Origin of the sequence: Cohnella boryungensis (assembly GCF_042651945.1) — a bacterium.
Taxonomy (GTDB): Bacteria; Bacillota; Bacilli; order Paenibacillales; family Paenibacillaceae; genus Cohnella; species Cohnella boryungensis.
Window position 1 is genome coordinate 51,431 of sequence record NZ_JBHSED010000032.1, and the last position, 19,268, is coordinate 70,698.

The 19,268-nt window shown below is 55.4% G+C and carries 18 protein-coding genes; 2 read left to right on the plus strand and 16 right to left on the minus strand.

The window, feature by feature from the left end; translation table 11 throughout:
* Positions 1-61: 61 nt before the first annotated feature.
* Positions 62-3,517 (minus strand): methionine synthase, encoded by a 3,456-nt coding sequence (gene metH, locus ACFO1S_RS15015; protein WP_204605478.1) that lies wholly within the window; start codon positions 3,515-3,517, stop codon positions 62-64.
* A gap of 145 nt (positions 3,518-3,662) precedes the next feature.
* On the opposite strand from metH, the gene ACFO1S_RS15020 reads away from it, so the two are divergent.
* Positions 3,663-4,202, plus strand: coding sequence for a 1,2-dihydroxy-3-keto-5-methylthiopentene dioxygenase (locus ACFO1S_RS15020; RefSeq protein WP_204605479.1), 540 nt, complete (start codon positions 3,663-3,665; stop codon positions 4,200-4,202).
* Positions 4,203-4,295: 93 nt separating this feature from the next.
* Here ACFO1S_RS15020 and ACFO1S_RS15025 read toward each other — a convergent pair whose 3' ends face one another.
* The 4 genes from ACFO1S_RS15025 to ACFO1S_RS15040 all read right to left on the minus strand — a co-directional run bounded on the left by ACFO1S_RS15025 (position 4,296) and on the right by ACFO1S_RS15040 (position 6,371).
* Complete coding sequence (locus ACFO1S_RS15025; RefSeq protein WP_204605480.1) at positions 4,296-5,090, minus strand: HAD family hydrolase; 795 nt, start codon at positions 5,088-5,090, stop codon at positions 4,296-4,298.
* A 12-nt stretch (positions 5,091-5,102) separates the two neighbouring features.
* Entirely contained in the window at positions 5,103-5,621 is a 519-nt protein-coding gene (locus ACFO1S_RS15030; protein ID WP_204605481.1) for a hypothetical protein, read from the minus strand.
* 130 nt (positions 5,622-5,751) lie between these two features.
* Positions 5,752-5,943, minus strand: coding sequence for a DUF896 domain-containing protein (locus tag ACFO1S_RS15035; RefSeq protein WP_204605482.1), 192 nt, complete (start codon positions 5,941-5,943; stop codon positions 5,752-5,754).
* Positions 5,944-6,068: 125 nt separating this feature from the next.
* Positions 6,069-6,371 carry a LysM peptidoglycan-binding domain-containing protein gene (locus ACFO1S_RS15040; RefSeq protein WP_204605483.1) on the minus strand — a complete coding sequence of 101 codons (303 nt, stop codon included), beginning with the start codon at positions 6,369-6,371 and terminating at the stop codon, positions 6,069-6,071.
* A 267-nt stretch (positions 6,372-6,638) separates the two neighbouring features.
* Between ACFO1S_RS15040 and lexA the strand changes: the two genes are divergently transcribed.
* Positions 6,639-7,262 carry a transcriptional repressor LexA gene (lexA, locus tag ACFO1S_RS15045; RefSeq protein ID WP_204605484.1) on the plus strand — a complete coding sequence of 208 codons (624 nt, stop codon included), beginning with the start codon at positions 6,639-6,641 and terminating at the stop codon, positions 7,260-7,262.
* A 205-nt stretch (positions 7,263-7,467) separates the two neighbouring features.
* Here lexA and glnA read toward each other — a convergent pair whose 3' ends face one another.
* The 11 genes from glnA to ACFO1S_RS15100 all read right to left on the minus strand — a co-directional run bounded on the left by glnA (position 7,468) and on the right by ACFO1S_RS15100 (position 19,268).
* Positions 7,468-8,796, minus strand: coding sequence for a type I glutamate--ammonia ligase (gene glnA, locus ACFO1S_RS15050; RefSeq protein WP_204605485.1), 1,329 nt, complete (start codon positions 8,794-8,796; stop codon positions 7,468-7,470).
* A 26-nt stretch (positions 8,797-8,822) separates the two neighbouring features.
* Positions 8,823-9,236: a MerR family transcriptional regulator gene (locus ACFO1S_RS15055; RefSeq protein ID WP_204605510.1), complete on the minus strand. Its 414-nt coding sequence runs from the start codon at positions 9,234-9,236 to the stop codon at positions 8,823-8,825.
* Between the two features lie 103 nt (positions 9,237-9,339).
* A complete protein-coding gene (locus tag ACFO1S_RS15060; protein ID WP_204605486.1) occupies positions 9,340-10,608 on the minus strand; it encodes a methionine gamma-lyase family protein in 1,269 nt (422 codons plus the stop codon).
* Positions 10,580-11,932: a GTPase HflX gene (hflX, locus tag ACFO1S_RS15065; protein WP_204605487.1), complete on the minus strand. Its 1,353-nt coding sequence runs from the start codon at positions 11,930-11,932 to the stop codon at positions 10,580-10,582. Before hflX ends, ACFO1S_RS15060 begins: the two co-directional genes overlap by 29 nt.
* A gap of 18 nt (positions 11,933-11,950) precedes the next feature.
* Entirely contained in the window at positions 11,951-12,952 is a 1,002-nt protein-coding gene (locus tag ACFO1S_RS15070) for an AAA family ATPase (RefSeq protein ID WP_204605488.1), read from the minus strand.
* Between the two features lie 74 nt (positions 12,953-13,026).
* Positions 13,027-13,695, minus strand: a complete 669-nt coding sequence (locus tag ACFO1S_RS15075; RefSeq protein WP_204605489.1) for a YdcF family protein — start codon at positions 13,693-13,695, stop codon at positions 13,027-13,029.
* A complete protein-coding gene (locus ACFO1S_RS15080) occupies positions 13,695-14,255 on the minus strand; it encodes a ribonuclease FAU-1 family protein (protein WP_204605490.1) in 561 nt (186 codons plus the stop codon). The genes ACFO1S_RS15075 and ACFO1S_RS15080 overlap by 1 nt, the downstream gene beginning before the upstream one ends.
* A 256-nt stretch (positions 14,256-14,511) precedes the next feature.
* Complete coding sequence (locus ACFO1S_RS15085; protein ID WP_378127053.1) at positions 14,512-17,058, minus strand: transglycosylase domain-containing protein; 2,547 nt, start codon at positions 17,056-17,058, stop codon at positions 14,512-14,514.
* A 188-nt stretch (positions 17,059-17,246) separates the two neighbouring features.
* Entirely contained in the window at positions 17,247-17,489 is a 243-nt protein-coding gene (gene hfq / locus ACFO1S_RS15090) for an RNA chaperone Hfq (protein WP_094042585.1), read from the minus strand.
* A 29-nt stretch (positions 17,490-17,518) separates the two neighbouring features.
* A complete protein-coding gene (gene miaA, locus ACFO1S_RS15095; protein WP_378127055.1) occupies positions 17,519-18,511 on the minus strand; it encodes a tRNA (adenosine(37)-N6)-dimethylallyltransferase MiaA in 993 nt (330 codons plus the stop codon).
* Complete coding sequence (locus tag ACFO1S_RS15100; RefSeq protein ID WP_378127056.1) at positions 18,501-19,268, minus strand: class I SAM-dependent methyltransferase; 768 nt, start codon at positions 19,266-19,268, stop codon at positions 18,501-18,503. The genes miaA and ACFO1S_RS15100 overlap by 11 nt, the downstream gene beginning before the upstream one ends.

The window sequence follows — 19,268 nt, forward strand, 5'->3', positions numbered from 1 at the left end:
GGAAGGTCAAGCGGGCGTAATCAACATATTATTTCACTCGGCCCGGACCACAGATCGAAGATCAGGCTTTGTCGACATTAAAATATTGTGCTTCCGGATGAGCGAAGACCATAGCGGATACGCTGGCCTCCGGCTCCATCATGAACCCTTCCGTCAATTGAACGCCGATATCTTCCGGCTTCATCAGCTCGAACAGCGGCCCCTGATCCTCCAGATCCGGGCAGGCCGGATAGCCGAACGACACCCGAATCCCTTGATACCGAGCGCCGAAGCGCCGTTTCATCGTCATATCGGCCGGATCGGGAAAGCCCCATATATCCCGCATCATATGGTGCACCCGCTCCGCCAGTCCTTCCGCCACCTCAAGCGCGGTCGCGAGCAGCGCGTGGGAGCGCAGATAGTCGCCGCTTTCCTTCCACTGCTCGGCTTGCTCGCGAGCGCCCTGACCCGCCGTGACGACCAGAAAGCCTACCGTGTCCATCACGCCGCTCTCAACGGATCGGAGGAAGTCCGCCAAGCAGAGGAATGGCTCCACTTGCTGACGCGGGAACGAGAACCGTTTCAATTCGCGCGAAAGATCCTGCGGATCGTAGATGATGATGTCGTTGCCTTGCGACTGCGCCGGGAAGAAACGATACATCGCCTGCGGATTCAGCCAGCCTTTAACCTGGGATTGCTTCAGAATGTCATCGACCGTTTCCTTGAGGTTGACGGTTCTTTCATCCCCCGCGGCCAGTAGCTCCTCCACATTGCCTTTCAGGCCAAGATGATGGCCGAGCAGCATCTGCATGTTGACATACGGCATCACATGCGAGATCGGATAGTCCCTCAGCACATGGCGCTCATAATCCGGCGGCGTAAAGAGCGGCGCATCCGGCGAGATATTGGAGCGTCTGGCGCGGGAAGCCTCCGGCAGCTCCTTCGCGGGCTTCTCGGTCTCCTCCGCAAGCTTCGCTTGGGCTGCCCAGTGCTCCTCGATAATTCTTGCGCGCTGGCCCGGATCGCTTAATTTGTTGGCCAGATCCAGCCCTTCCATCGCATCCTTGGCGTACAAGACGACTCCGTCGTATTCCGGAGCGATTCGGTTTTTCGTGAACTTGCGGGTCAACGCCGCGCCGCCGACAAGGATCGGAGCGTCGATCCCCGCATTGCGTAAATCCTGCGCCGTAACGACCATCTGCTGAGCCGACTTCACGAGCAGCCCGGATAAGCCGATTGCATCCGGGTTCTCCTTGCGAGCCGCATCGATAATCTGATCCGGCGGCACTTTGATGCCCAGATTCACGATCTTAAAGCCGTTATTGGACAGAATGATCTCCACCAGATTTTTGCCGATATCGTGCACGTCGCCTTTAACCGTCGCAAGCATGATCTTGCCCTTCACAGCCGAATCGGCCTTCTCCATATGGGGCTCCAGTTGGGCCACGGAGGCTTTCATTACCTCGGCGCTTTGAAGCACCTCGGCGACGATCAGCTCGTTATTGTTGAACAGCCGTCCCACCTCGGTCATTCCCGCCATCAACGGACCGTTTATGATATCGAGCGGGGCGTATTTGCCCAGCGCTTCTTCCAAATCCGGCGCCAGCCCATCCTTGCTTCCCTCGACGACGTAGTTGGCGAGCCTTTCCTCCAGGTTCAGGTTTTCCACCTTCGCCTTCTTCTCCACCTTCTTGTCGCGGAACGCCGCCACAAAAGCCGCAAGCGTATCGTCGTTCGTCTTGTACAGCAGCGCCTCGGACAATTTACGCTCATGCTCGGGAATCGAAGCGTAACGTTCCAGCTTCTCCGTATTCACGATGGCATAATCTAGCCCCGCCTTGGTGCACTCGTACAGAAACACGGAGTTCAGCACTTCCCGGCCCGCTTCCGGCAACCCGAAAGAAATGTTGCTGACCCCAAGAATCGTCTGACAAGCCGGCAAGGCGGTTTTGATCAGACGGATGCCTTCAATCGTCTCCTTCGCGGAGCCGATGTATTGCTCGTCACCGGTGCCAACAGGGAAAACAAGCGGGTCGAATACGATATCCTCGGCCTTTAAGCCATATTTGTTCACAAGCAGATCATGCGATCGAAGCGCAACCTCCAGCTTGTCTTCTCGCGTAATCGCTTGGCCCCTCTCGTCAATTGTGCCCACGACAACGGCCGCGCCATAGCGATGAAGGATCGGAACCACCTTCTCGAACTTTTCCTCGCCCTCCTCCAGGTTAATCGAGTTAATGATCGACTTCCCCTGGATATACTTCAAAGACATCTCGATTACCGCTGCATCGGTCGTATCGACCATGAACGGCACCTTGACCTTCTTCGTCGCGAACTCCAGAAACTGCCTCATATCCGCAGTCTCTTCGCGATCGGGATCCTGAAGACAAATATCGATGACATGGGCGCCCGTCTTGACTTGCGCCCGCGCAATTTCAGAGGCTTCCTCATACTTGCCTTCGGCGATCAGGCGTTTGAATTTGCGAGAGCCCAGAACATTCGTTCTCTCCCCCACCATATATGGCCGATTGTCGTTCTCAATATAGACCGTATCGATCCCGGATACCGCAGGCGGATGCTCTCCTTCGATTTTGCGCGGAGCGAGATCCTTCATCGCTTCCGCCATTGCCGCAATGTGCGCCGGCGTCGTTCCGCAGCACCCGCCGGCAACATTAAGCCACCCCTGCTCGGCGAAGGCTCTCATCTTCTTGGCCAGGGAATCGGGGGATTCATGATAGTTGCCGTTCTCGTCCGGCAGCCCGGCATTCGGATAACAGCTGACAGCTGTCTTGGCGATGGACGAAAGCGTCCGAATATGGTCGCGCATGAACTCCGGACCCGTCGCGCAGTTCAATCCCATCGAGATCGGATTCAGATGCTCCAGCGAGATATAGAAGGATTCGATGCTTTGCCCGGCCAGCGTCGTTCCCATCGGTTCGATCGTTCCGCTGATCATGATCGGCAGCTCCTGCCCCATCCGGGCAAACGCTTCGCGAACGCCGATGCTGGCCGCCTTAACGTTTAGCGTATCCTGACAAGTCTCGATGAGGATGCAATCCGAGCCGCCCTCAATTAAAGCAATGACTTGCTCCCTGTAGTCCTCCACCAATTGATCGAAGGTGACGCCACCGGTCACGGACAGCGTCTTCGTCGTCGGCCCCAGCGCCCCCGCGACGAATCGCGGCTTGTCCGGCGTCGAATACTTATCGCAAGCCGCGCGAGCGAGGCGAGCAGCCGCAAGATTGATTTCTCTTGCCTTCTCGGGAATGTCGTATTCGGCAAGCACGACGGCCGTCGCTCCGAAAGTGTTCGTCTCGATGATATCCGAGCCGGCCTCCAGGTATTGTTCATGTATGCGGGTAATGACATCGGGACGGGTCAGCACGAGCATCTCGTTGCAGCCGTCCAGCTCTTCGCCGCCGAAGTCCTTCTCCGTCAAATCGGCTTGCTGAATCATCGTTCCCATCGCGCCGTCCAGGAAGAGGATTCTGGATTGCAAAGCCTCTTGCAGAGACGGTTTATTTTGTATTAAAGTCATATTTAAGTCTCTTCTCCTGTCTGTGAAAATCATTAAATTCTATACTAACAGAATCCTATCGGGACGAAAAGATGCACATCGACAGTGCCGAGGAAAAGGACTATAATAAAGTCATTAATTCTTATTGGGAAAAGAGGGATTTAACATGGCAGAAATTCGTATCCGCAACACGAACGAAAGAATTTCCGGCGAAGATGAGGTTCGTTCCTTCTTGGATAAGCAAAATGTTCTCTATGAGCATTGGGATATGAGCAAGCTGCCTTCGGAGCTTGCAGAGAAATTCGTTCTGAGCGACGAAGACAAGCAATCGCTGCTTTCCGCATACGATGCCGAGATTCGCGATCTGGCCGGCAGACGCGGCTACAAGGTTTGGGATATCGTCGCCCTTTCCGAGGCTACGCCGAATCTTCCGGAGATTCTGAAGAAATTCGAGCAAGTTCATACGCATACGGAGGATGAAGTTCGCGCCATTACGGCAGGACGCGGCATCTTCATCATTAAGGGCGATGAAGCTACCGGCTACTTCGACGTTGAGCTGAGCGCGGGCGATGTCATCTCCGTCCCCGAGGGGCAGCCTCACTTCTTCACGTTGATGGACAACAAAGCTATCGTTGCCGTTCGCCTGTTCATCGAGCCGGCTGGCTGGGTAGCCGATCCTTACGAGGATCCTTCATTCGTTAAATAATCAGGCTTCCGCAAGAGAAGCTCCCCGCCACTTAAGCGCGAGGAGCTTCTTTTCATTATTATTAGAGATGATTGCCGAATACTTCTCAAACGCTTAAGACAGGGATTTTAACAGCTCCGGCAGCTCTGACAAGCTCTTGATTTCATAGGCCGGGATAATCTCGTCGCTGCGAACAATGTCATGACGGTTGATCCATACGGAGGTCATGCCGATCCGATTCGCGCCGAGAATGTCGGTCGTCAGCTTGTCGCCGACCATGACGCCATCTTCCGCCGTGATCCCGATTTGCTCCATGGCATGGGCGAACAGTTTGGAGGAGGGCTTGCCCTCCCCGTAGTTGCCGGAGATGACGATCGCGTCGAAATAAGGAATCAGTTCGGGCACCCCGTCCAGCTTCTCCTGCTGAAGATCGGGCGAGCCGTTCGTAAGCAGCAGCAGCTTGTAGGATTGCTTCAACTCGTCCAGAAGGGCAAACGTTTCATCGTAGACATATTTCAGCTTGCGCCGCTGTGCCGGGAACATTTCCGCCAACTGCAGCCCAAGTCCGGGATTGTCTATGCCCAGCGCGGCTAAGCCTTTGGTCCAGGCGCCTTCGCGATAAGCTGGCGCGAGCTCCTGCAGCTTGCGGAACATCGGATGCTCTCCGCGTTCGAACCTGCCCCACAGCGCCTCGAATGGATTGATTCCGATCATCTGCGTGAAGCCGAACGTCTCATACGTTTCGTATAGGGCTCGAGCTTCCTTGCGTACGGAGGCTTCCAGCTCATCCTCGTCAAGCCCCGTCGCCTCTGCGCCATAACGGCAGGTCGCCTTGAAGGCCTCGCTAACGCTGCGATCGTCCCATAGCAATGTATCGTCCAGATCGAATAGTACCGCTTTAATCGACATCTTCTTAACGCCTCACTTTGTTTTGACTTCCATCTCAATGCGGTGCAGCTCGGAGAATACCTTCAGTCTTTCCGCCATGCGGCTGATCGGATAACGGTTCAGCACTCGGGAGAAAACCCAGTTCGCGCCTTTGACCGATTCAATGATGACATAACCCGGCTGAATGACGATCTTGCGAATATCAGACGGACGCATCGTTTTGTATCCGGTGAATTTCCGAGTTTCCAGAGCATCCCGGCTCACAGCCAAATAAGGACGACGGAAATAATAGAAAACGCCGAGCAGGATGTAACAGCTGATCGTAACCCAGAACAGCGTAGGATCCTGAAGGAATTTGTCCGACCAAGGCTGGGACAATACGATGTAGAACAGAATGAGAAGAAGCAGCAAGCTCGGCACGACATAGTTGCGACCTTGAAAACGATCAATCTGAGGTTTGGCGGAGCCGATTCCTTGCTTGCCTTCCTTTTTCCTTCGTTTATTGATCTCTTTCTGGTTTTTTGACACTTTGCGCTCCCAAGACCGGGACATAGAGCTTCCTCCTTATTTAATCTGGCGAATGACAAGCTTAGATGTCTCGTCATGTTCGCCCCTCTAAGATCAAGCGGTGTCGCGTCTCCGAGCTCCTGGCGAAGCATAGCGAAGGAGGCTCGGATACTCCTTAGTGTTTCATCGGCGGTTCCTCGTCGACGATCTCGATTCGTTCAAGCTCGTCGCGGAAATTCCGTTTGAAGATCGAAAGATATTGTTTGCGAAGGCTATCGCGTTCTGCAAGCTCTTGTTCGTTCAAGCCCCCGGATTTGTTTTTGCGGGACAATTCATTAATACGATTAATCAATTGATCCATCTCCATCGGTGTCTCACTCCCTTTTTCGCATCCTCTCTACTTTGCCATTACCTCTGATAGCTTGTCAAGAAAAGCTCCACAGCAAAAAGAAGACCGGAAACCCCGGCCTTCTCCAATATGTATAAACCCGATCAGGGCAATAATTTCGCAGGGATAATCAGCTCTTGTCCGCTCTGAATCAATGGGGAAGCAAGTCTGTTGCGTTCCGATATGGCTTCAACCGCCTGACGGGTGTCAAGAGCCGGATTCTTGTGTGTCCGCGCGATCGACCACAGCGTATCTCCGCTTTCCACCGATATGACGAGCTCTTCGCTAGATGCCGGAGAAGGCTCGCCCGAGGCGGACGCAAACGTATGTACAAGCGTAAACCCGCTGAACAGGATCAAAAAAGAACAGATCAGAAACAGCGTCTTGGCCATCTTCCAATTCTTCATAACAGCAGTTCCTCGCGTATTCCGTACGGAAACCGAAGGATTACGAAGCGCGGCAGCAGGAGCAATTCCTGCGGATATCCACATATGCACCATAACGCTCACCCACCCAAACATTTGTTCTGATTTGCTCTGGATTCATCTTAACACGAACATATGTCCGTGTCAACGATTTTGAGAACGTTTGTTCTCTAGAACGAATGTTTGTGCGAACCGGAGTTCTGTGCTATAATTTTTTCATTATGAGCGAATACATAGGGAGGGTTTGGCGTGTCCAAGATGTCCAATCGCCAGAATTCCATTCTTGAATTTATCAAGAACGAAGTCAGAGACAAAGGTTATCCCCCATCCGTACGCGAGATAGGCGAAGCGGTAGGCCTGGCCTCCAGTTCAACCGTTCACGGTCATTTGGACCGTCTGGAGAAGAAGGGTCTCATTCGCCGCGATCCGACCAAACCTCGCGCAATTGAAATTCTCGGGTTCGAAGACGATTCTCCTTATCGGGTTGCCGCTTCCGTCCGTCCCGTTCCTCTTGTCGGCAAGGTGACGGCGGGCATGCCGATCACAGCGACGGAGAATATCGAAGAATATTACCCTCTGCCTCACAGCATGGTCGGAGATCAACCTGTGTTCATGCTTTCTGTCACCGGCAACAGTATGATTGAAGCCGGCATCCACGATGGCGACTACGTCATTGTGCGCCAGCAGCCGACCGCTGTGAACGGCGATATCGTGGTCGCGATGACCGAGGACAACGAAGCTACGGTCAAGACGTTCTACAAGGAACGCGATCATATTCGCCTTCAGCCGGAGAACGAGAGCATGGAAGCGATTCGTTTGCCTAACGTCAGCATCCTCGGCAAGGTCATCGGCTTGATTCGCTCATTCATGTGACGCGACTTTTCTTACAACTACGGGAGCTGCCCACAAGTAACGTTATGGGCAGCTCTTTCTTATTCACTCTAGTAAACTTTAGCGGGAGGATGAAGCTCCTCATCATCCATTGATCTCAATCCGAGCTATCGCCTCCTGCTTGCTGTCCAATTGCAACAAAAAAACGACCGATTCCGGCTAAATGCCTGATCGGTCGTTCTGTTTATTAGTACATCGTCAAATATTGATCGCGTTCCCACTGGTGGACTTGCGTGCGGTACATATCCCACTCGATTTCTTTCAGCTCGTAGAAGTGACTGAGCGCATGATCGCCGAGCGCTTCGCAGATGACGTCATCGCGGAGAAGCTCCGACAAGGCTTCCTTAAGATTGATCGGCAAGCTTGGAATGCCTTCGTCCAAACGCTCTTCCTCGCTCATCACGTAGATGTTGCGATCCACCGGAGCCGGAGTAGGAAGCTTGTTGTTGATGCCGTCCAGACCCGCTTTGAGCATAACGGCCAGCGCCAAGTACGGATTGGCCGCAGGATCAGGGTTACGCACCTCTACGCGTGTGCTGAGTCCGCGGGAGGCCGGAATCCGAATCATCGGACTGCGATTGCTTGCGGACCAGGCGACATAACAAGGAGCCTCATAGCCCGGTACAAGACGCTTGTACGAGTTCACGGTCGGATTCGTAATGGCCGCGATGCCGCGCGCGTGCTTGAGAATGCCGGCCATATAATGACGGGCGATGTTGCTCAAGCCAAGCTTGTCGTTCGGATCGTAGAACGCGTTCTCGTTCCCCCGGAACAGAGACTGGTGGCAGTGCATGCCCGATCCGTTCATCCCGAACAGTGGCTTAGGCATGAACGTGGCATGCAATCCGTGCTGACGGGCGATCGTTTTGACGACAAGCTTGAACGTTTGGATCTGATCCGCCGCTTTAATGGCGGAAGCGTATTTGAAGTCGATCTCGTGCTGCCCCGGCGCTACCTCGTGATGGGAGGCTTCAATCTCGAAGCCCATCTCTTCGAGCATCAGAACGATGTCGCGACGGCAGTTCTCGCCAAGATCCGTAGGCGCCAAGTCAAAGTATCCGCCCTGATCGTTCAGTTCCATCGTCGGGTTACCCTTGTCATCCGTTTGGAATAGGAAGAATTCCGGCTCCGGACCGACGTTCATCGTCGTGAAGCCCATCTGCTCGGCCTCTTCCAGCGCGCGCTTCAATATGCCGCGAGGATCGCCGGCGAAAGGCGTGCCGTCCGGCATGTAAATATCGCAAATCAGACGAGCAACCCGGTTCTCGGTCACCCAAGGGAAAACGACCCACGTGCTCAGATCCGGATACAGATACATATCCGATTCCTCGATACGCACGTAGCCCTCAATGGAGGAGCCGTCGAACATCATCTTGTTGTCGAGCGCCTTCTCCAGTTGACTTACCGGAATTTCCACGTTCTTGATCGAACCGAGCAGATCTGTAAATTGCAGTCGAATAAAACGAACGTTCTGTTCCTTGGCGATTCGGGTAATATCTTCGCGAGTGTAGGTCATGTCAGCCTCCTAAGCATGTCATCAACTTATTTGTTCTTGAAAAAACGGGAAAGCTCCCCTTGAATCAAAGATACCTGACCGGGACGCTTGCCTTGCATCAATTGCTGCTTCAGCATCCGGTGCAGCTGGGAATCGCTCATCTCCCGTCTCTTGACCTCAGAGACTTCGTTGATAATCGTTCCATCGTTCTCATCCTGTCCGACCGGATTCATCACCTGCTTGATTCCCGCAATGTTGACGCCCTTCTCGATCAACGATTTGATCTCCATCAACCGTTCGACGTCATTAAAGGAAAATAAGCGCTGGTTGCCGTCCGTGCGGGCCGGCTGAATGAGTTCGTGCTGCTCGTAATAACGAATTTGGCGGGCGGTCAGGTCGGTCAGCTTCATTACGATGCCAATCGGAAATAACGCCATATTCCTGCGAATCTCGTCGCCCATCTCATACCAACCTTCCAACTTGACTTGTTGTTATTGAAATCACTTTCATTGTACCTTCGACCCCAAAACATGTCAAGGCGTGTAAGGTTTTCGGCGAGCTCATTCACAAATATCCGCTCGTCCACAACTCTCTTAAAGCCGATTTGACTGCAAACTTTACATGCGCGTAGGTTAATCCGCCCTGCATATAGGCGATATACGGCTCGCGTACCGGAGCATCCGCGGACAACTCCAGACTGCCGCCCTGTATGAAGGTCCCCGCCGCCATAATTACGGGATGCTCGTAACCGGGCATGTCCCAAGGCTCGGGCACGACATGCGCATCCACTGCGGCAGCCTTCTGGATCGCCTGCACGAAGCGAATCAGCGGCTCAGCGTCGTTGAAGCGGATCGCCTGGATCAAATCCGTCCGCGGATCGTCCCATCGGGGATGGGTATCGAAGCCGAGGCGGGCGAACACCGACGAAGCAAAGACGCTCCCTTTGACAGCTTGTCCAACAAGCAGCGGAGCCAGGAACAAGCCCTGAAAAATCGAGCGCGTCGTGCCGAGCATCGCGCCCACTTCCCCGCCGATTCCCGGTGCGGTCAACCGATAAGCCGCAAGATCTACCAAACGTTTCTTGCCCGCTATGTAACCGCCGCTTGTGGCCAGGCCTCCGCCGGGGTTTTTGATCAGAGAACCGGCAATCAGATCGACGCCCACCTCTGTCGGCTCCCTCTCCTCCGTAAACTCGCCATAGCAGTTGTCCGCAAAAATAATTGCGTCAGGTTGAATCGCCCTTAAACGTTGAACCATGCCGGAAATCTGGCTTATTGTGAAGGAAGGCCGCCAGTCATAACCTCTGGAGCGCTGAATCGCGAATACCTTCGTGCGCTCCGTCGTTGCTGCGGCAACGCTCTCCCAATCGACGTCCCCGTCTGACCGCAGCGGAACCATCTTCGTAGTTACTCCCCAATCGGCCAGCGATCCCAGGCCGTCCCCCGGTTTGCCGATAACCTTATGCAGCGTGTCATAGGGTTTCCCGGTGACGAATAACAGCTCGTCCCCCGGGCGCAAGCATCCGAACAACGCAGCCGAAATCGTATGCGTGCCGGACACGAGATGCGGCCTGACGATCGCCGATTCCGCTCCGAATACGTCGGCATAAACCAGATCCAGCGCTTCCCGACCGCTGTCGTTATAGCCATAACCCGTGGAGGAAGCGAAGTGAAAGTCGCTTACCCGGTGCTTCTGAAAGGCCTGTATAATCTTCCATTGATTGTGTTCCGATATGCGATCAAGCTGACGAAACCGGGGATAAACCTGCTCCTCGGCTTCCTCAGCCCAATGCTCCCAGCTCTGCTCAAAATTCTCGATATCCAATGCCTTCATGCTGATCCCCTTCATTGTGCTCTGCGATGCTGGGCGATATGGTCACGCGATAGGCTCCGAGCGGCCTTCCCGATTTCTCCATGTCGGCGGCGTTAAGTCTTACGGTTAGAAGCAGCTCGTCATCCTCTGCCTGCTGGCTGACGACCTCTCCGACGCGATAGGCCAGCGCAGCCAGATCGCCTCTCGAAGCCGGAATGCGAAAGATAGCCGCCTCGCCCAGTATGCGGTCTTCAATCGCTTCTTTCAAGCTCTCCATATGCACGGGATCGAATGCGCTGACCTTGATCGTATCCGGTCCGCCGACCAGCATATTTCTCGTATATTCGTTATCCAGATCGATTTTGTTGTAGACAATCAGCATCGGCTTGCTTCCCGCGCCCAATTCCCCCAACACCTCGTCGACGACCGCCATTTGCCTTTCGCGCATCGGCGAAGACGCATCTACGACATGCAGGAGCAGATCCGCCTCCGCGGCCTCCTCTAACGTCGCGCGAAAAGCCGCCACCAGATCATGAGGGAGATTCTGGATAAAGCCGACCGTATCCGTAATCACGATCTCCTTGCCGCTCGGCAGCGTCAAGCTTCGAGAAGTCGGGTCCAGCGTAGCGAACAGCTTGTCCTCGGCTAGCACGTCTGCATCCGTCAGCTGCCGCAGCAGACTCGATTTCCCCGCATTCGTATAGCCGACCAACGCAACCTGCACGGCGCCGACCTTCCGGCGGCGCTCCCTATGCAAATTGCGATGGGCCGTCACGTCCTCCAGTTGGCGTTTCAATTCCGTAATCCTTCTGCGGATGTGCCGCCGATCGGTTTCCAGCTTTGTCTCGCCCGGCCCCCGCGTGCCGATCCCGCCGCCAAGGCGGGACAGGTTTTTGCCGTGCCCGGAAAGACGCGGAAGCAAATAAGTAAGCTGGGCGAGCTCTACCTGCAAAATCCCCTCGCGGGTTTTCGCGCGCCCGGCAAAAATATCAAGGATGAGCTGCGTGCGGTCGATAATTTTCAAATCCAACAGCTCTTCCAGATTGCGCACCTGAGCGCCGGACAGCTCCTGATCGAATATCGCCGTCGTTGCCCCAGACTCCTCGGCTCTCTCGCGAATTTCCTGTGCCTTTCCTTTACCGACGAAATACTTGTTATCCGGTACGGCCAGATTTTGCAGAATGGCATCGATAACCGCGACTCCCGCCGTGTCTGCCAGCGAGGCAAGCTCCTCCAAGGAATGAGCGGGATCGGCTCCGGATCTTTTTACCTGATCGGTCACAAGGCTGACGAGCAGCGCCTTCTCTCGGCCGCCCGACTCCGTATCGTAAGTGCTTTGTTTCATCTCTGTTCCTCTTCCTTCTTAAGCTTGCAGTCCGCGAATATCCTCCGGGCGAAGCGCCATCAGCTCTTGTTTGCCGGGCGAGGCGGACGAGTACTGCGACAGCAAACGCACCGCCTGATACCGAATGGCCCGCTCCAGCACGTTGCGCACGAATCGGGCATTGCTGAAATCATACAGCGCCTCCGCCTTCTCCTGCGCGAGAATTTGCCTTAGCTTATAGACCGTCTGAGGGAGCAACGCATAGTCCCTTTCCCTCGCCATCCCCTCTGCAATCTGAATAAGCTGGTCGACTGTATAGTCTGGAAACGTCATCTGGATGGGAAAGCGCGAGGGAAGACCCGGGTTCGTCAGCAAAAACGTCTCAATCTCCAGCGTATAGCCGGCGAGGATGAGCACAAACTGGTTTTTATAATCCTCCATCGCCTTGACGAGCGTATCGATGGCTTCCTTGCCGAAGTCCTTCTCCCCGCCGCGGGCCAAGCTATAAGCCTCATCTACGAAGAGCACGCCGCCCAGCGCCTTCTTCACCAGCTCCCTGGTCTTCTGGGCCGTATGTCCAATATATTCCCCGACAAGATCGGCGCGTTCCACTTCGACGAGATGGCCCTTAGCGAGCAGGCCCATGCTCTGAAACAGCTTCGCCAGCAGGCGCGCTACTGTCGTTTTGCCGGTTCCGGGGTTGCCCTTGAAGATCATGTGATAGACATGGGCTTGCGCTTGCAAGCTCGCTTCGCTGCGATATTGCATAATCTGCAGCAGCGCATAGATCTCGTACACAAGCTCCTTAATGTTATCCAGGCCGACCAGACGATCCAATTCCTTCTGCCACTCTGCCCATGGACCGGATTGAGGCAATGCTTTCGAATGGCCGGAGACATCGGCTGCACTCGGAGAACCAAGAGACGAAGCCGACGGCTCCGAATCGGGGAATTTACGGAGGATCACGTTAATCTGCCGGGAGGGCCGGGACTTGGCCGCAGAGGCCTCCTTGGCTTCCGTTGCGCCCGCTTTCGCGTTCATCAAAGCTTCACCCCATTGAACGGTGTCGACGATATTGCCGCAATATCAATGTATTCCGTTCGTCCGATCCCTAGTCATAGGAAGAGCTTCGAGACAAGCCATTTCGTATAAGCAAGCACTTCGCGCGTCTGATGGTACGGGATGTTGAGCACCTTGGAATCCGTCACGCTCACTTGAACCGGAGAAAATCCGACCTTGCGCGCAATATCGGCTGCTCTTGACCCATGGTAGCTATGCGTTACAATGACGGCGGAGCTCCATTCGTTCGCTTCCATAAGATCCTGAGCGTAGATCAGATTCTCATAGGTGCTGCGCGACAAAGAATCCATCAGAATGTCGGCCTCGGGGACTCCCTGCGCGACGAGGTAATTGCGCATGCCTTCCGCCTCTGTGAGCTTAGCTCCTCCCGCATCCAGACCTCCCGTCACGATAAAGCTGCGGAAAGCCCCTTCCCGGTACAGGGATAGCGCCAAATCCAGTCTTTCCTTCAATCCGGGACTTGGCTCGTCATTCCATAGCCTGGCTCCGAGCACGATGCCGACGTCGGACTTGACCGGCCGGCCATCCGCGGGTATGCCTTCGAACCTGACAATGACGATGTAAAGCGACAGGCACCACAGCAATAGCGCGATTGCGCCAAGCGCAGCCGTCCAGATGCTTCTTTTGAGCCAAACGCTTCTGCGCGGAAGAGATGACGGCTCGTTCGCCTTCAGCTCGGCCTCTTTTCTCGCCATACCTTGCATTATAACGGTCCTTTCTCCCAGCCAAGCTTATCCAACAGCTGCTTTCTATGTTGAATGCTCATGTCGAAGTAAGGGAACTTCTTCTGTTTGATCAGCTCCATCAGCCGGCCTGCCGTCTTCTGGGCCATTGCGGAATCCCTCGGCGTAATTTGCCCTTCGTCCAGCGCTTCTTCCAATTCATCCTCATCCAGCAGCAGTCTTTCTCCCGTCGGAAGCACGACGATGTCGAGGAACAGGTCGTCGAACCAAGGCACCTGCTGGTCGGTCAAGCCCTGAACCTTACAAATGTCGATGTACCACTGCACGACGCGCCCCTTGTCATCGAACATCGTCGTTACGACGAAATGCTCCCCACGCGGAAAATGCTGCATCCACAGGTAGCCTTTGTCTGCCAGGCACATTTTGCGCCCGTTGTATTCCTTCCAAAGCGGATCGCGAAGGTCATGGATCCGGTACAGCGTGACAAATCCTCTGAATTGCGGTTCATCCATAGGAATGCAAGCATAGCTCTTCTTGAGGATGCGCCGCCAATTGGCCCGATCTGAAAATTTACGCTTCATCGCGACTATCCTTTCCGTCCGTGCAACATGAAACAGGCGCATTTCCCGCCTTCGTTGCCGATCTTGTCTTAACAGCGTTGCCCTAAGGCTGCTCAATATAAACAAAGCTTACCACAAGTTGCCTCTTCGAACCAGTTGCGCCCGCCGCAAGGCTTTCATGCTAGCTGGACCTCCCCGCCTTCTCAGCCTGCTTCGACAAGGAAAAAGAGGACAAAGCGGCGGATGGTCCGCCTGGCTTTGTCCTCACTAAATCTGGTTATTGCTGTACCTGATCAACGGTGCTGTCAATTCCGTCGCCTTGCCCTTCATTCCCGTCCACTGGAAGACTTGGTATCGGACTTTCCGAAGGCGAAGCGGACGGAGAAGCCGAAGGCGTTTCCGTCGGTTCGCCGGAAGGGCTAGCCGAAGGCGTCTCTCCCGGAACGACAATCTCGATCGGCGGCTCGGATGACCCGCCAGGCTCGCTCGGCGAAGGCGATTCTCCCCCTTCTTCGCCTTCGCTTGGCGGAGGCGTGACCTCCAAATCCGTCGTGATCGTGATGGCGATCTGCTCCGAAGGCTCGCTTTCCAGCTTCTTGGAGGCCTGATAAGCCGTTACGTAATAGGTATACGTCTGCTCCGGCAGCAGGGCCAGATCGTCGTATGCCGTTTCTCCGATTTCCGCAAGCATCTTGAACTCGGACTCTCCGTCGCCTTTGCGATACACCTTGTAGGTGATCCCGTCTCCCGCGACGGGGGACCAGTTCAGTTCGACGCTGACCGACTCCGGCGAATAGGCGGCCATCAACCCGGTCACGCCGTCAAGCTTCTCTTCTTCCTTCAAGCCCGACGGGGTCGGGAAGCTTTTCTTCTCGTAGCCCTCCAGCACTTTGGACATAACGGCGGAGAACATCGCCGCTGCCTGACCGCTGCTGCCGTCAAGCAAATGCTGCTTGTCGGTCTTGTCGTAACCGAACCAGACTGCCGCCGTAAGCTCCGGGGTATACCCGACAAACCAGACGTCCCGGTTTTTGCTTGTCTTGTAATTCGGAATGCCCGCCTGCGTCGTTCCGGTCTTGCCGACGACGGTGCGGCCGCCGACCGCGGCCCGCGTGCCTGTGCCGCCCTTCTGCACAACGCCCTTCAGCAGCTCTGTCACATAGTAGGAGGTATTCTCGTCCATCACCTGTTTGGCGGAGGATTTGAACTCATAGATGACATCGCCCTTGCTATTCTCGATCTTCAGAATGCTGTGCGGGTCCTGAAGCTTGCCACCGTTGGCGAACGCCCCGTAGGCTCGCACCATTTGCAGCGGCGTGACGCCGTGCGTCAAGCCGCCAAGAGCGACGGACAGATTGCGATCTTCCTTGTCCAGCTCGATGCCCAGCTTCGCGGCAAAATCCAATCCCTTGCCGATGCCGATCTCGTTAAGCAGCCATACGGCGGACACGTTGCGCGACTCCTTGATCGCCTGACTCATCGGAATGGAACCGAGATACTGGTTGCGATTGGAGTTCGACGGACAGTAGTCCCCGAAGCATCTCTTCACGTCCTCTACCGTCGTCCAAGGGAAATAATTGCCCGTCTCGATGGCCGGACCATAATCGATGATCGGCTTGAACGAGGAGCCCGGCTGCCGCTGCTTCGTGACGCGGTTCCAGCCTTGCATTTCGTAGTCCCGACCGCCGACCATCGCCACCAGCGAGCCGTCATGCTGGTTCATGACGACCATCGCGCCTTGAACCTTCGTCTCGTCGACGCTTTTCTCGAAGCGCTCGTTGTTCGCGAATTCCTTCTCCATCGCCGTCTGAGCCTTCGTATCGATCGTAGTCGTGATTTTGTAGCCCGCGCTTCGCAGCTCTTCCTCGCTTAGTCCGGTGCGCTCCTGAGCCTCGTCCACCACATAATCGACGAAGGTCAGGTATTTCGCGTCCCTGGAGCTGCTCGAAGAAGGCTTGTAGACGACCTTGGCGGCCGCTTCCTTCTCTTCCTCCGTTATCAATCCCTGATCGAACATCAGCTTCAGTACGACCGCGCGACGTTCCATCGATTTCTCGGGATTGGATACCGGGTTGTAGACGCCAGGCGCTTTAGGTATGCCTGCCAGCGTTGCGATTTGCCAGAGCTTCAGCTTCTCCAGATCCGTTACGCCGAAATAGTATTTCGCCGCCGTCTTGACGCCGTATTGCCCTTTGCCGAAGTAAATCCGGTTCAGGTACAGCTCCAAAATTTCCTGCTTGCTCTTCTGCTGCTCAAGCGCCAACGCAATCGAGGCTTCCGTGCCTTTGCGGAAGATTGTCTTGTCCGCGTTCAGGAACAGGTTTTTGGCGAGCTGCTGCGTAATGGTGCTCGCGCCCTCGACGGCGCTCCGGGCAATAACGTCCTTGACGAGCGCGCGTCCGATCCCCAATAGATCGACGCCGCTGTGCGAATAGAAGCGCTTGTCCTCGGTAGCGACAAATGCATCCTGCAGGAGCTTCGGAATTTCCGAGAAAGGTACGAATTCCCGGTTGCCTTCGGCCACATACAGCTTCGCGATCTCCGTTCCCTTCGCATCGTAGACGATGGAGGCCTTATCCAGATTTAATTTATTGATATTGGCGCTCAGAATGCGTTGCCCGTTCAGAATGACGAGCAGATAACCGACCACTGCGCACACAATGGCGAACAATACGACGAAGAACAGCCAGACGAGCGCGGCTTTTTTTCTCCCTTTGCGGGGTCCCTTGCCTTTCCCCTTGCCGCCTCCGCTACCCTTGCCTTTGACGGCTCTCTTGCTTCTTTCCATGCTGCCGGTTTGTCCCGGGACTCCCGGTTGGTTCATCTCGCTCTCCCCTTCTATCCGTTCTCTCTCGTTTCTAATTTACCCAACACGACGGACTTCACCCGACTTGCGCGAGCAATCCATAAAGAAAGAACAACCCGGTAAGCGGGTTGCTCAGGTGCCGGCCTATTCTCTTAGACGCTTATGGCTGGGGAAAAGTTTCAAACCCTGCGCCCTGCGGCGCCGGATCAGTTGTCCGTTCCGCTGTCCTGTTGCATGAGAGATACGTTGCGCTGAGGCATAAACGTGCTGATCGCATGCTTATACACCATCTGCTGGCGTCCCTCGCTGTCGATTACGATGGTGAAGTTATCGAACGCGCGGACAATTCCGCGAATTTGAAACCCGTTGGTCAAATAAACCGTGACCGGAATGCTGTCTTTGCGAAGTTGATTAAGAAAGGTATCCTGGATGTTAATGGACTTGTTCATTGGCCGTAAACCCCCATCGCCACACATATTTATGAACAATTATATTCGATATCAATCTGAAACTTTCCTGCTATTATAGCACAAATCTCTGTGAAAAGGTCGCTGTTTTTTCCGGGGTCCCCGACTTCCGCCCACACAAGCCCTTTCATGTGGCGAAACCAGCTGAGCTGCCGCTTGGCAAAATGCCTCGTATCCCGCTTCAAAATGTCCACCGCTTCCTCGCGGGAAGTCTCTCCCTCCAAGTACGCGGCCATTTCCTTATAGCCTAGTCCCCTCATGGAGACGGCGCCTCTCGGCACGCCTCGTTCCAGCAAACCGCGCACCTCCTCCGCCAGCCCGGAGGCCATCATCTCGTCAATGCGCCGCTCAATGCGTTCGTAGAGCTTCTCCCTGTCCATGTTCAGCCCGATGATGCATAAGCGATACGGCGAGCTTTTCTCGTCGCCTCGGGATTGGTCCTGCAATTCGGACAACGGCTTGCCCGTCAGGCGATGGACTTCCAGCGCGCGGATGACTCTGCCCTCGTCGTTCGGGTGCAGCTTGGCCGCGCTGGCGGGATCGACGGCGTACAGCTTGGCGTGCAGGGCAGCCGCTCCTTCCGACTGAGCGAAGGCCCGCATCTCCGCTCTGAACGCTTCATCCGCGCCAAACTCCTGAAAGCGGAAGCCGTAGCAGACCGACTCTACGTACAGTCCTGTTCCCCCTACGATAAAGGGAAGCCTCCCGCGCGCATGTATTTCTTCGATCTTGGCGGCGCACAGACTCTGGAACTCGGATACCGAGAACGGATGCTCCGGCTCGCAAATATCGATGAGATGGTGCGGAATGCCTTCCCGCTCCTCCGGCATCAGCTTCGCCGTGCCGATGTCCATCCCGCGGTAGACCTGCATCGAATCGCCGCTAATGATTTCCGCGCCGAGCGCTTTGGCCAGCTTCAGGCTGAGCGCCGTTTTGCCGACGGCCGTCGGCCCGACCAGCACGAGCAGCGGCGGACGATTGTCCTCCATTTCGTCAATCAACATCAATCACTCCGTAAGCGACAGCGGAAGAAGAACGGAGCAGACGAAAGCCAAGCCGCTCGAATTGCCCGCTGTCGCGATGGTCTTTAAGTATGACTTTCTTGCGGGCGATACGTATCGCCTCCTGAACAGCCTGCGCTGACAAAGGCTCATGCTCGGCCAGCGTCCGCAAGGGTTGCAGCGAGCTGGAAGACACGACAGGCTTCTCGAACATCGGATCGAAGTATACGATGTCTACACTCTTGTCTTTCATCCGGGGCAGCAGCTTCTCGTAGCTGTCGTGAACGGTTTCGATCGCTCGCATGGCTCTGTCGATATCGGGAATGCCGGATTCGTACGTCTGCAGCCCTTCTCTGACAAGAGCGTACAGCACTTGAACCGCTTCGCAGGCGATGACCCTGCCGCTTGATCCGACCGCATAGCTGAAAACGATCGAATCGGAGCACAGCCCCGCCGTACAGTCCAGCACCGTATTTCCGGCCATAACCTCGGATACGGCAATCAGCGCGTCCCTGCCCCCTGCCCGCAGCCCTTTGAGACGAACCAGCGCCATGCTCGGATGGAAATAGAAGGGCTGGCCGTCTTGGCGCACGAGCCGCACCTCTTGGGCGCCGACCACAATGACGGCATTGTCGTCAGCGCTCCGCTGCAGGGCGCGGATCGTCCTGCCCTTTCGCTGGACGTAAGCAGCTCCCAGTTCCTCGGCCAGCCGGATCGCCCGGGCGACGATCTCTGCGGCGGGTCGATCCGATGTCGTCAC